At 75.5% G+C, this 12700-nt stretch carries 10 protein-coding genes; 9 read left to right on the top strand and 1 reads right to left on the bottom strand.

Annotated elements, in window-relative coordinates; all coding sequences use genetic code 11:
- Positions 1-8 precede the first annotated feature (8 nt).
- Both IEY37_RS02130 and gnd read left to right on the top strand, forming a co-directional pair.
- On the top strand, positions 9-479 hold the full coding sequence (locus IEY37_RS02130) for a GatB/YqeY domain-containing protein (protein WP_188939826.1): 471 nt from the start codon (positions 9-11) through the stop codon (positions 477-479).
- Between the two features lie 151 nt (positions 480-630).
- Entirely contained in the window at positions 631-2118 is a 1488-nt protein-coding gene (gnd, locus tag IEY37_RS02125) for an NADP-dependent phosphogluconate dehydrogenase (RefSeq protein ID WP_188939825.1), read from the top strand.
- 67 nt (positions 2119-2185) lie between these two features.
- On the opposite strand, the gene IEY37_RS02120 is transcribed toward gnd, so the two are convergent.
- A complete protein-coding gene (locus IEY37_RS02120) occupies positions 2186-3772 on the bottom strand; it encodes an MFS transporter (RefSeq protein WP_188939824.1) in 1587 nt (528 codons plus the stop codon).
- 153 nt (positions 3773-3925) lie between these two features.
- On the opposite strand from IEY37_RS02120, the gene IEY37_RS02115 reads away from it, so the two are divergent.
- The 7 genes from IEY37_RS02115 to IEY37_RS02085 all read left to right on the top strand — a co-directional run bounded on the left by IEY37_RS02115 (position 3926) and on the right by IEY37_RS02085 (position 12699).
- On the top strand, positions 3926-4600 hold the full coding sequence (locus IEY37_RS02115) for a TetR/AcrR family transcriptional regulator (RefSeq protein ID WP_188939823.1): 675 nt from the start codon (positions 3926-3928) through the stop codon (positions 4598-4600).
- A 70-nt stretch (positions 4601-4670) separates the two neighbouring features.
- On the top strand, positions 4671-6503 hold the full coding sequence (gene metG, locus IEY37_RS02110; RefSeq protein WP_188939822.1) for a methionine--tRNA ligase: 1833 nt from the start codon (positions 4671-4673) through the stop codon (positions 6501-6503).
- A gap of 28 nt (positions 6504-6531) precedes the next feature.
- On the top strand, positions 6532-7374 hold the full coding sequence (locus tag IEY37_RS02105; protein ID WP_188939821.1) for a TatD family hydrolase: 843 nt from the start codon (positions 6532-6534) through the stop codon (positions 7372-7374).
- Between the two features lie 291 nt (positions 7375-7665).
- Positions 7666-9264: a resuscitation-promoting factor gene (locus tag IEY37_RS22630; protein ID WP_188939820.1), complete on the top strand. Its 1599-nt coding sequence runs from the start codon at positions 7666-7668 to the stop codon at positions 9262-9264.
- Positions 9265-9458: 194 nt separating this feature from the next.
- Positions 9459-10550 carry a resuscitation-promoting factor gene (locus tag IEY37_RS02095; protein ID WP_188939819.1) on the top strand — a complete coding sequence of 364 codons (1092 nt, stop codon included), beginning with the start codon at positions 9459-9461 and terminating at the stop codon, positions 10548-10550.
- Positions 10551-10864: 314 nt separating this feature from the next.
- The gene (gene rsmA / locus IEY37_RS02090; protein WP_188940159.1) at positions 10865-11752 is read left to right on the top strand and encodes a 16S rRNA (adenine(1518)-N(6)/adenine(1519)-N(6))-dimethyltransferase RsmA; all 888 of its coding nucleotides are present in this window, start codon (positions 10865-10867) and stop codon (positions 11750-11752) included.
- Complete coding sequence (locus IEY37_RS02085; RefSeq protein WP_229673587.1) at positions 11749-12699, top strand: 4-(cytidine 5'-diphospho)-2-C-methyl-D-erythritol kinase; 951 nt, start codon at positions 11749-11751, stop codon at positions 12697-12699. The genes rsmA and IEY37_RS02085 overlap by 4 nt, the downstream gene beginning before the upstream one ends.
- Position 12700 lies beyond the last annotated feature (1 nt).

Genomic DNA, 12700 nt, shown 5'->3' with positions numbered 1-12700 from the left:
ATGAGGTCATGGCGACGTTGAAGGAGCGGATCCGCGGCGACCTGACCCGGGCGATGAAGGAGCGGGACGCCGTGGGGGTGTCCACGCTGCGGATGGCGCTCGCCGCCATCACCAACGAGGAGGTGGCCGGCGACACGGCCCGGGTGCTCAGCGACGCCGACGTCGTGTCCGTGTTGACCCGCGAGGTCCGCAAGCGCCGGGAGGCCTCGGAGGCCTTCGACGGGGCCGGCCGGCCGGAGCTCGCCGCCCGCGAGCAGGCGGAAGCCGCCGTGCTGACCGGCTACCTGCCCGCCCAGCTCTCCGACGACGAGCTGTCGGAGCTGGTCGCGGCGGCGGTCGCGACCGTCGCCGCGGACACCGGTGCGGCCCCCGGCCCGCAGCAGATGGGCGCCGTCATGAAGCTGGTGCAGCCGCAGATCGCCGGCCGCGCCGACGGCAGCCGGGTCGCCGCCGCCGTCCGCTCCGCCCTGTCCGGCTGACCCCGGCCGCCGGGCAGCCGGACGCCCGGCCGACCCGCCGGACGGCATCCGGCCGGGGTAGGCAAGGCTGTCCCCGCCGTCCGCGACCCCGGTCGCCGGCGCTCCCACGTTTGTCGCAGTCCCTCTCCGTCCCGACCAGCAGGAGGTCCGCATGTCCGCAGCACCGAAGGCCGACATCGGGGTGACCGGACTGGCGGTGATGGGGTCCAACCTGGCCCGCAACTTCGCGAGCAAGGGCTTCGTCACCGCGGTCCACAACCGCACCAGCGCCAAGGTCGACGACCTGATCACCGAGCACGGCGGCGACGGCACGTTCGTCCCGTCGCACTCCATGGCGGACTTCGTCGCCTCGCTGGCCACCCCGCGCAAGGTGATCATCATGGTCAAGGCCGGCGGCCCGACCGACGCCGTCATCGACGAGCTGGCCGAGCTGCTGGAGCCCGGCGACATCCTCATCGACGGCGGCAACGCCCGCTTCCAGGACACCCAGCGCCGTGAGGCCGCGCTGCGCGAGCGACAGATCCACTTCGTCGGCTGCGGCATCTCCGGTGGCGAGGAAGGCGCGCTCAACGGGCCGTCGATCATGCCGGGCGGCTCGGCCACCGCGTACGAGTCCCTGGGCCCGATACTCGAGAAGATCTCGGCCCACGTCGACGGCGAACCCTGCTGCACGCACATCGGCGCGGACGGTGCTGGTCACTTCGTCAAGATGGTGCACAACGGCATCGAGTACGCCGACATGCAGCTCATCGCGGAGGCCTACGACCTCCTGCGGCGCGGCGCCGGCCTGGAGCCCACGGCCATCGCCGACGTCTTCGCCGACTGGAACCGCGGCGACCTGGACTCGTTCCTGATCCAGATCACCGCGGAGGTGCTTCGCCAGGTCGACGCCGACACCGGCACGCCGCTGGTGGACGTCATCGTGGACGCCGCCGGCATGAAGGGCACCGGCACCTGGACGGTGCAGACCGCGCTCGACCTGGGCGTCCCGGTGTCCGGCATCGCCGAGGCGGTGTTCGCCCGCGGGCTGTCCTCGCTGCCCGAGCAGCGGGCGGCCGCCCAGCAGATCGGCCTGCCGGGGCCCTCGCAGAGCTGGCAGGTCCGCGACGTCGACGCCTTCGTCGAGGACGTCCGGGCGGCGCTGTACGCCTCCAAGATCATCGCCTACGCCCAGGGCCTGGACGAGATCGTCGCCGGCGCCGCCCAGTGGAACTGGGACATCGACCTCGGCGCGGTCGCCCGGATCTGGCGCGGCGGCTGCATCATCCGGGCCAAGTTCCTCAACCGGATCACCGAGGCCTACCGGGACGCCGGCGAGCGACCGGCGAGCCTGCTGTTCGCGCCCTACTTCACCGAGGCGATCGGGCACGCCCAGGACTCGTGGCGGCGGGTCGTCGCCGGGGCGGCCCAGTCGGGCATCCCGACGCCCGGCTTCGCCGCCGCGCTGGCCTACTACGACGGGCTCCGCGCCGAGCGGCTGCCCGCCGCGCTCATCCAGGGGCAGCGCGACTACTTCGGAGCCCACACCTACCGGCGGGTGGACCGGGACGGCGTCTTCCACACCCTGTGGTCGGGCGACCGGTCGGAGATCTCCGCCGAGGGCGGTCTCGGCCCGCAGGAGGCCAAGCCCCGTCGCTGAGCGCCGGACCCCGGACACGCCACCGGCCCGGGGCGCAGCTGCCCCGGGCCGGTGACCGGCGGACCGCTCAGGCGGTGGCCGCGGCCGGCCGCGGTGCGCCGTCGAGCTCGGCGAGCACGTCGGCCGCGTCGCTCACCGCGGTCACGGCGGCCGGCGCGGTGGCGGCCGCCGGCGCGCTGTCGGCCCCCACGGCACGTGCGGCGACGGGCCGCGGGCTGCGCCGCAGGGCGACCAGCACCAGCAGCACGGTGGCCGCCAGGAAGATCGCGGCGACGGTGAAGCCGCGCTCGGACCCGGCGACGAACGCGGCCCTGGCCCGGTCGGCGGCCGTCCCGGTGGCGCTCGCGGCAGCCGACCGGCTGGCGCTGCCGAACACGGTCACCAGCACGGCGAGCCCGAGGGCACCGCCGACCTGCTGCATGACGTTCACCAGCCCGGACGCCGCGCCGGAGTCCTCCGGGGCGACCCCGGACAGCGACGCCGCGGTGAGCGGGACGAACGCGACGCCGTTGCCGAGACCGAACAGCAGCAGCGGCAGCAGGAGGTCCAGGTACCCGCTGCCGGCGTCCAGCCGGGTGAGCCAGGCCAGACCGACGGTGGACACGGCCAGCCCGCCGGCGATCAGCGTGCGGGTGGCGAACCGGCCGACCAGCACCCGCGCGGACAGCTGCGACGAGCCGAACAGGGTGACGGTGAGCGGCAGGAACGCCAGGCCGGTCACCACGGCCGAGTAGCCCAGGATCTCCTGCAGGAACTGCGTCAGGAAGAAGAACATGCCCATCATCCCGGCGACCAGCAGCAGCCGGGCGACGTAGCTGGTGGCGCGGTCCCGGTCGGCGAAGAGCCGCAACGGCGTGATCGGCGAGCTGCTGCGCCGCTCGATCAGGACGAACGCGGCGAGCAGGACGGCACCGGCGCCGAAGGCGACCAGGGTCAAGGGGTCCGTCCAGCTCCGCTCGGCGGCCCGGACGAAGCCGTAGACCAGGCCGGTCATGCCCAGCGTCGAGGTGACGGCACCGGCCACGTCCACCCGCCCGCGGGACCGGGCGGTCTCGCTCAGGACGCGGACGCCGGCCAGCACCGCCAGCCCGATCGGCACGTTGACGAAGAGCACCCAGCGCCACGACACCCACTGCGTGAGCACGCCGCCGACGATCAGGCCGAGCGCGGACCCGCCGATCGACACGGCCGTGTAGTAGCCCAGCGCCCGGGTCCGCTCGGCGCGGCCGGGGAACAGGGTCATCAGCAGGGCCAGAGCGGACGGCGCGGCGAGCGCCGCACCGGCGCCCTGCACCGCCCGGGCCGCCAGCAGCGTCGCCGCATCCTGCGCGAACCCACCGGCCAGCGACGACAGCGTGAAGACGGTGATGCCGGCGGTGAAGACGCGGCGCCGGCCGAACAGGTCACCGGCCCGGGCGCCGAGCAGCAGCAGGCCACCGAACACCAGCGTGTAGGCGGTGACCACCCAGGACAGGCCGGTGGGCGAGAACGCCAGCGCGCCGGCGATGTCCGGCAGCGCGATGTTCACGATCGTGGCGTCCAGCGTGACCATCAGCTGGGCGGTGAGCACCAGCGCCAGCACGGCGGCCCGGCGCCGGTCGCCGGTCGCGGGCCCGGCGGCGGACCGGTGCGGGTGGGGTAGGGACAAGGTCATGACTGCGGTCCTTCCACGCCCCGAGGGCGTAGCATCGGCGAAACGGATGGTTCCTCCGGTTCGCCCGGGCCCAGGCCATCCGGAGGTTGCCTCCGCTTAGAACCATACGGAGGTTGCCTCCGCTTCTGCAAGTGCACGCGAGAGGTGACCCGCATGACTCGGCTCGACGGTGAGTCGGCGCGCACGGCCGGCGGCACGGCGACCTCGGCCGCCCCGGAGCCGGCCGCGGCGACCACGGCGATACCGGCGACGGCCGCGCCCCGCCCGCTGCGGGCGGACGCGCGGCGCAACCGCGACGCCCTGCTCGCCACCGCCGCGGACCTGTTCAGCGAGCGCGGCGTCGACGTGTCGCTGGAGGACATCGCCCGTGGCGCCGGGGTGGGCATCGGGACGCTGTACCGGCACTTCCCGACCAGGGAGGCCGTCGTGCTCGCCGTCTACCAGCGGCAGATCGACGACCTGGCGGAGGCCGCCAGGACCCTGCCGTCGACGCACCCGCCGGCCGAGGCGCTGCGGGAGTGGATGCGTGGGTTCGTCCGGTACGCCGCCGTCAAGCGCGGCATGGTGGCGCTGCTCCGGTCGATGATGGACACGCAGACGGACCTGTTCGCGTCGGCGCGCACGACGCTGCGGGAGTCCGCCGGCGCCCTCATGCGGGCGGCCGCCGACGCGGGGGAGATCCGCGCCGACGTCGAGCCGCAGGCGATCCTGCAGGCCATGGGCGGGATCTGCATGGCCACCGACCGTCCGGGCTCCGAGGCCTCCGCGGTGGCGCTGGTGGACCTGGTCTTCGACGGTCTGCGGTTCGGGGTCGGCGCTTCGGCCTGACGCCGGGAGCCGCGGCCGGGTCCCCGGCTGCCGAACCGGTGCGGCGGGGCCGAGCAACTAGCCTCTAGCCATGGGTTCCATCCTGACCGCCGTGGCCTGGCCCTACGCCAACGGTCCACGGCACATCGGCCACGTGTCCGGCTTCGGCGTCCCGGCGGACGTCTTCTCGCGCTACCAGCGGATGGCCGGCCACGACGTGCTGATGGTCAGCGGCACCGACGAGCACGGCACGCCGATCCTGGTGCAGGCGGACGCCGAGGGCGTCCCGGCGGCCGAGCTGGCCGACCGCTACAACCGCGTCATCGTCGAGGATCTCGCGGGCCTGGGGCTCTCCTACGACCTGTTCACCCGGACCACCACCCGCAACCACTACGCCGTGGTGCAGGAGCTGTTCCGGACGGTGCACCGCAACGGATACCTGGTGCCGCGCACCACGATGAGCGCCATCTCGCCGTCCACCGGGCGGACCCTTCCGGACCGCTACATCGAGGGCACCTGCCCGATCTGCGGCTACCCGTCGGCCCGCGGCGACCAGTGCGACAACTGCGGCAACCAGCTCGATCCGGTGGACCTGATCGACCCGCGCTCGAAGATCAACGGCGAGAAGCCGTCGTTCGTGGAGTCCGAGCACTTCTTCCTCGACCTGCCGGCGCTGGCCGGCGCGCTCGGTGAGTGGCTCGGCACCCGCACCGACTGGCGGCCGAACGTGCTCAAGTTCTCGCAGAACCTGTTGCGCGACATCCGTCCTCGCGCGATGACCCGGGACATCGACTGGGGCATTCCGGTACCGCTGGACGGCTGGCGCGAGCGCGGCGACAAGAAGCTGTACGTCTGGTTCGACGCCGTCATCGGGTACCTGTCCGCGGCCGTGGAGTGGGCCCGGCGCTACGGCACCGACCCGGAGCAGTGGCGCCAGTGGTGGAGCGCCGACGGCAGCGACGACGGTCCCGGCGCCCGCCAGTTCTACTTCATGGGCAAGGACAACATCACCTTCCACTCGCAGATCTGGCCGGCCGAGCTGCTGGCCTACGACGGCCGCGGGGACCGCGGCGGCAGCCCGGGCACCCTGGGGCCGCTGCGGCTGCCCACCGAGGTGGTCTCCAGCGAGTTCCTGACGATGAGCGGGTCCAAGTTCTCCACCTCCCGCCGCACGGTGATCTACGTCGGCGACTTCCTGCGCGCCTACGGCCCCGACGCGCTGCGCTACTTCATCGCCGTCGCCGGGCCGGAGACCCAGGACACCGACTTCACCTGGGACGAGTTCGTGCGCCGCAACAACTTCGAGCTGGCCAACGAGTGGGGCAACCTGGTCAATCGCTCGATCTCCATGGCGCACCGCAACTTCGGCCGCATCCCGGACCGCGGGCCGGTGACCGACGCCGACGGCGACCTGCTGGCGGCGTCCGCGGCCGCGTTCGACACCGTCGGGGACCTGCTGTCCCGCAGCCGTTTCCGGGCCGCGGCCGGTGAGGCCATGCGGGTGGTGTCGCTGGCCAACAAGTACCTGTCGGACGAGCAGCCGTGGAAGCTCGGCGACGACCGGGAGCGGCAGGGCACCGTCCTGCACACCGCGCTGCAGGTGGTCGACGACGCCAAGACGCTGCTGACGCCGTTCCTGCCGCACGCCGGGCAGGCGGTGTTCGCAGCGCTGGGCGGCGAGGGCGTGTGGGCGGCGCAACCGGAGATCCGCGAGGTCGAGGACTTCGACGACGACGTCGAGGGCGTCGGGGTGCCGCCGCCCCGCAGCTACCCGGTGCTGACCGGCGCCTACCGCGACGAGCAGGCCCGGTGGCAGCGCAGCGACATCCGGCCCGGGCGGCCGCTGGCCAAGCCGGCGCCGCTGTTCGCCAAGCTGGACCCCGGCCTCGGCGAGGCCGGTCCGGACTGGGCGCCGCTGCAGTGAGCCGGACCGCCGTGCCGGGGGACCGGCGGTGACCGGCGTGCACCCGGCCGTCGCCGACCGGTCACCCGCCCCGGTGCCCGAGCCGCTGCCGCGGCCGGTCGCGGACGCGCACACCCACCTCGACGCCTGCGGGTGCGTCGACGCGGCGGACGTCACCGCGGCCGCCGACCGGGCCGAGCAGGTCGGTGTCCGCCGCATGGTCACGGTCGGCGACGACCTGGCGTCCGCGCGCTGGGCCGCGGACGCCGCGCAGTGGGACCCGCGGGTGTGGGCCGCCGTCGCGATCCACCCGACCAGGGCCGACACCCTCGACGAGGCGGCCAGGGCGGAGCTGGAGCAGCTCGCCCGCCGGGAGCGGGTGGTCGCCGTGGGCGAGACCGGGCTGGACCACTACTGGGACGCGGCCCCCGCCGACGCGCAGCGCGAGGCCTTCGCCTGGCACATCGACCTGGCCAAGCGGGTCGGCCTGCCGCTGATGATCCACGACCGGGACGCGCACGACGAGGTCCTGGCGGTGCTCTCCGCGGAGGGCGCCCCGCCGGTGGTGGTGTTCCACTGCTTCTCCGGGGACGCCGGGTTCGCCCGGCGGTGCCTGGACGCCGGGGCCGTGCTCTCCTTCGCCGGCCCGGTCAGCTTCAAGAACGCCCGGGCGCTGGCGGAGGCGGCGGCGCTGGTGCCCGCGGACCGGTTGCTGGTGGAGACCGACGCGCCGTTCCTGACGCCGCACCCGCACCGCGGACGGCGCAACGAGCCGTACGCGCTGCCGTGGACCGTCCGGGCGCTGGCGGCCCTGCGCGGGGTCGACGTGGCCCAGCTGTGCGATCAGGTGAGCAGGACCACAGCACGGGTGTTCGGCTGGCCGGAGCCCTGACCGGGGCCTCGGATGCCGTTGTCTCACACGGCCTCCTGGGGACCCGGCACCGGCTCCGCCACCGGCGTCCACCGGCCTCCGGTGCGCCGGTCGCCCGGAGCGGTCAGGACGCGGTTGCCGGCCCGTAGCCGTGCCGTTATTGTCCTGTGACAACGGCCGGGATGGGGAAGTTCCGGGTGTGTCGCAGCAGGTGCCGCTCGGGGACCCCTGGGTCCCGGCGCGAGCCTGCCCTACGGGCGTGCGCCCGCCCGACCCCCTGCCCGGGCACCACCAGGCTGGGACACCGACCTCTTGGCACGAGATCTCGACGGCGCGGACCGCCCGCGCGGCGCGCACCGGGCGGACGGTGCGGACGGCACCCGCCGCACCGCCGGTGCGGACTCCGCGGGCGTCGCACCGGGCGCGGCCCACCACGGCGGCCCGGCCGCCCATCGGCGGGCCGGTCGTGGACGGCGCCGCCCCCTGCTCGCCGCCGCCGCGACGGTGCTCTGTCTGGTGACCGTCGGTGGGACCGCGGCCGCCGCGCTCACCAGGACCGTGACCGTGACGGTCGACGGCCAGCAGCGGCAGGTCACCACGCTGGCCGACTCGGTCGGCGGTGCGCTCCAGGACGCCGGTGTGCAGGTCGGCGCGCGCGACGCCGTCCGCCCGGCAGTGGCCACGCCCGTCGGCGACGGGTCGTCCGTCGTCGTCGACCGGGCGCGTCCGGTCACCGTCACCGTGGACGGCCACCGGCAGCAGGTCTGGACGACCGCGCGCACCGTGTCGGCCGTGCTGTCCCAGCTGCACCGGGATCCGGGCGACTACCAGCTGACGGTGGACCCGGCTGCTGCCGTGCCGCTGGCCGGGCTGGCCATCGGCGCCCGCACGCTGCACGAGGTCTCGGTGACGACGCCGTCGGGCGACACCACCGAGGTCGACACCCCCGCGGCGACCGTGCGGGAGCTGCTGACGCAGCAGGGCGTCGTCCTCGGCCGCAACGACCGGCTGTCGCTGCCGCTGGACTCGCGGTTGGCCGACGGTGCCGCGGTGCGGATCCGCACGCTGCCGACCGTCGCCGTGACCGACGGTGCCCGCCGTCCGGTCACCGGCGCGTCGGCGCAGCCCACCGTGGCGGCGCTGCTGCGGGAGCGCGGCGTCGCCGCGCCGGACGCCGACGACTCCGTGACGGTGACCGTGGCCGGCCGCCGCGTCCCGCAGGGGCTGGTAGCGCCGCTCCGACAGGGCATGTCGGTGACGGTGGTGCGGATCAGCCGGCACACGGCGGTGCGCACCGTGACCGTGTCCCAGCCTGCCGACCGGACCGTCCAGGACGACACCATGGACGAGGGGACCAGCCAGGTCACCGCAACCGGCCATCCCGGGACGGTGCGCGAGGAGTGGCGGACCACCACCGTCAACGGCAGAGCCCGTGCGCCGGAACGCCTCTCGCGACGAGAGGTGACGGCGGCGACCCCGTCCGTGACCCACGTCGGCACCAGGGTGGTCCCGCCGGCACCGGTCGCCACCGGCGGGTCCGGCACGGCGGGTCCGGACGCCGACACCGCCACCGCGGACGGTCCGACGGGCGACGCCGCGACCGACAGCGACGCGGGTACCGGCGAGGCCACGGCATCCGCCCCGCCCGCGGACACCGGCGGCTCGGGCAGCGGCGTGAACTGGGACGCCATCGCGCAGTGCGAGTCGACCAACAACTGGTCGATCAACACCGGCAACGGCTACTACGGCGGCCTGCAGTTCGACATCGGCACCTGGCTGAGCAACGGCGGAGGTGAATACGCCCCGCGGGCCGACCTCGCCACGCGAGAACAACAGATCGCCGTGGCCGAAAGGGTCTACGCCAGCCGCGGTCTCGAGCCGTGGGCGTGCGGGTACGCAGCCGGCGGCTGAGCCGGGGTTGCCGGCCGGCCATTCCGCTGTTACGGTGGAGTTACCGCCTCGAAATACTTCCGTGATGGTTGCCGTTCATCCGGCCTGAATCCACGGACGGCGTGCCGGCCCGGCCGGCCCCTTTTTGCCGCACTGCGGACCCGGCTGCCGGCCGGCCGCCGTGCGCCCTGTCCGTGCAGACCCCGGAGGACACCGTGACCACCTCGGACCACCAGGCCGACCAGCCCGACGACGCCGGTACACCGGCCGTCCCTGACGCCGCGGCGACCGGGAGCACCAGCGCCCCGGTCACCCGGTCCCGCGCTGGCGGCCGCCGGGTCCGCCGCGCCGTCGTCGCCGCCGTCGCAGTGCTGGCCGTCGGGGGCGGCACGGCGATCGCGGTGACGCACGGCGCGCCGGCGGCCGCCGACGCCCTGTCCGCCGGTCCCTCGCCGGCCGCTGCACCGTCGGCGGCGGTGCCGCCGGTCACGCCGGCCGGCACCTCCGGCGCCGTGCTGGACGCCGGCGCCCCGCGGGAGATCCCGGTGGCCCGGCAGGCCGCAGCGCCCGCGTCCACGGTCACCCTGGTGGTCGGCGGACGGCGCAGCACCGTCCACTCCGCCGCGAGCACCGTCGCCGCGCTGCTCCGGGAGCGGCACCTCACCGTCGGCCGGCAGGACGTGCTCACCCCGTCCGCGCCCACCGCGCTGCACGACGGGGCGACCGTCACGCTGCGGCGGGTAGAGATCTCGTCGATGGTCCGGCGGGTCACGCTGGCCGCACCGGCCACCCGCACGGTGCAGGACGCGGCGCTCGACCGGGGCACCACCAAGGTGGTCCGGAAGGCGGCCACCGGGCAGGTCACCATCCGCTACCGGGTCACCGTCGTCGACGGCGTGCGGACGGTCCGGGAGCTCGGGCGCCGCACCGACGCGCGGCCGGTCGGGTCGATCGTGCACGTCGGCACCCGGGTGCCGGACCCGGGGTCGGAGGCCGCCGCGAAGCAGGCCGCCGCCCGGTTCACCTACGACGGCATCCAGGTGCTCACCCACGACACCACCTTCGGCGTCAACTGGGACGGCCTGGCCATGTGCGAGTCGACCCACAACCCGCGCGCGGTGAACGCCTACCCGTCCGCCGGCCTGCCGACCTACGGCCTCTTCCAGTTCGACATCCCCACCTGGGAGTCCGTCGGCGGATCCGGCAACCCGATGGACGCCTCGCCGTCGGAGCAGCTCATGCGCGCCAAGCTGCTCTACCAGCAGCGCGGTCTCGAGCCGTGGGCGTGCGCGTACGCAGCGCACTGAGCCCGCTCGGCAGCCGGCCCCGCCGACCCCGTCCCCGCCCGGCCACCGCACGTCGGTGGCCGGGCGGCGGCGTCCGCGGGCCGGCTCCGGGCCCGACCGGCCGGGTCCGCGGGTCCGGCGTCCGGCGACGTCGACCGGCCGTCCGCCCCGGCGGCGCGTGTGAGGATGGAACGGTGACGGACGGGCGGGGCACGACCGGGTCGGCGCCGCCGGCGCCGCCCGGAGCCCCCGGTGCCGCAGCTGCGAGCACCGCCACCGCGAGCGCCCCGGCCGCGAGCACCCCAGCGCCGGCGCCGGGCACTCCGTCCGGCACCCTGCTCGGCGCCGCGGAGATCCGCCGGCTCGCCGCCGAGCTCGAGCTGCGGCCGACCAAGACCCTGGGCCAGAACTTCGTGCACGACCAGAACACGGTGCGCCGGATCGTCGCCGCCGCCGGGGTGTCCGCCGACGACCACGTCCTGGAGGTCGGTCCCGGCCTGGGCTCGCTGACCCTGGCGCTGCTCGAGGTGGCCGGCGGGGTGACGGCCGTCGAGATCGACCCGCGGCTGGCCGGGCGGCTGCCGCGCACCGTGGCCGACCACCTGCCGGAGCGGGCGGCTGCGCTGCGGGTCCTCACCGCCGACGCCCTGCAGGTCACCGCCGCGCAGCTGCTGGCGGTGGCCGCCGCGGGTGCCGTGCCGGTGCCGACGGCGCTGGTCGCCAACCTGCCCTACAACGTCGCGGTGCCCGTGCTGCTGCACCTGCTGGCCGAGCTGCCGTCGCTGCGCCGGGTCCTGGTGATGGTGCAGGCCGAGGTGGCCGACCGGCTGGCGGCGCCGCCGGGCAGCCGGACGTACGGCTCGCCCAGCGCCAAGGCGGCGTGGTACGGCACCGTCCGCCGGGCCGGCGCCGTCCCGCGGTCGGTGTTCTGGCCGGTGCCGGGTGTCGACTCGGCGCTGGTCCAGCTCGTCCGGTCCGACCGGACGCCGGTCGGGGACCGGGACCGGGTCTTCCGGGTGATCGACGCGGCCTTCGCCCAGCGGCGCAAGACCCTGCGGTCCGCGCTGGCCGGCTGGGCGGGGAGCCCCGTGCGCGCCGAGGAGCTGCTGCGGGCGGCCGGGGTCGACCCCGGCCTGCGGGGCGAGATGCTCGACGTCCACGGCTTCGCTGCGGTCGCGGCCGCCGCCCTGGCGGCCGACGAGCACGCCGGGACCGGACGGTGACCGGCCGGCAGCGGGTGGTGCCGGGACCGGTGCGGGTGCGGGTGCCCGCGAAGGTGAACCTGCACCTGTCCGTCGGCGACCTGCGCCCCGACGGCTACCACGACCTGGTCACGGTGTTCCACGCGGTCGACGTGTTCGACGAGGTGGTGGTGTCCGCGGCGCCGCGGTCGTCGGTGCGGACGGTCGACGGGGCGGGCGGCGGCGCCGTCCCCGGCGTGCCGGCCGGTCCACGGAACCTCGCCGGCGCCGCCGCGCGGCTGCTGGCCAAGGAGTGCGGCCGCTCGGGCAGCACCGGGCCGGTTGCCATCGAGATCATCAAGAACATCCCGGTGGCCGGTGGCATGGCCGGCGGCAGCGCCGACGCGGCCGCAGCCCTGGTCGGCTGCGCGGCGCTGTGGGGCCTGGACCTGACCCGCGACCAGCTCGCCGAGTTCGCCCGGCGGCTCGGCGCCGATGTGCCGTTCGCGCTGACCGGCGGCACCGCGGTCGGCACCGGCCGCGGTGACCTGCTGTCCCCGGTGCTGGCCAGGACCCCGCTGCACTGGGTGCTGGCGGTCGCCGGCGAGGGACTGTCCACCCCGGAGGTCTTCGCCGAGCTGGACCGGCTCCGGGCCGCCGGCGACCCGCCGCGCGTCGCGCCGGTCCAGGAGATCCTCGCGGCGCTGCCGTCCGGGGACCCGGTCCGCATCGGCGCCGCGCTCGGCAACGACCTGCAGGCGGCGGCGGTGTCGCTGCGGCCGGAGCTGCGCCGCACGCTGCGCGCCGGGCGAGCTGCCGGCGCCGTCGGCTCCGTGGTGTCCGGCTCCGGCCCGACCTGCGCCTTCCTGTGCCCGGGGCCGGACGCCGCCGCCGACGTCGCCGCGGAACTGGCCGGGTCCGGTACCTGCCGGGCCGTACGGATCGCGTCGGGACCCGCCCCCGGGGCCCGACTGGTGGGGAGCGGATGAC

It is taken from the genome of Nakamurella endophytica (genome assembly GCF_014646215.1).
GTDB lineage: Bacteria > Actinomycetota > Actinomycetes > Mycobacteriales > Nakamurellaceae > Nakamurella > Nakamurella endophytica.
Note: the sequence above shows the minus strand (reverse complement) of the source record. Positions and strands in the feature narration are given on the sequence as shown.

What these genes read in the sequence shown, in the direction of transcription:
- gnd (WP_188939825.1), top strand. Translation starts at nt 631, where the DNA reads ATGTCCGCAGCACCGAAGGCCGACATCGGGGTGACCGGACTGGCGGTG.
- metG (WP_188939822.1), top strand. Translation starts at nt 4,671, where the DNA reads ATGGGTTCCATCCTGACCGCCGTGGCCTGGCCCTACGCCAACGGTCCA.
- IEY37_RS02115 (WP_188939823.1), top strand. Translation starts at nt 3,926, where the DNA reads ATGACTCGGCTCGACGGTGAGTCGGCGCGCACGGCCGGCGGCACGGCG.
- IEY37_RS02120 (WP_188939824.1), bottom strand. Translation starts at nt 3,772, where the DNA reads ATGACCTTGTCCCTACCCCACCCGCACCGGTCCGCCGCCGGGCCCGCG.
- IEY37_RS02130 (WP_188939826.1), top strand. Translation starts at nt 9, where the DNA reads ATGGCGACGTTGAAGGAGCGGATCCGCGGCGACCTGACCCGGGCGATG.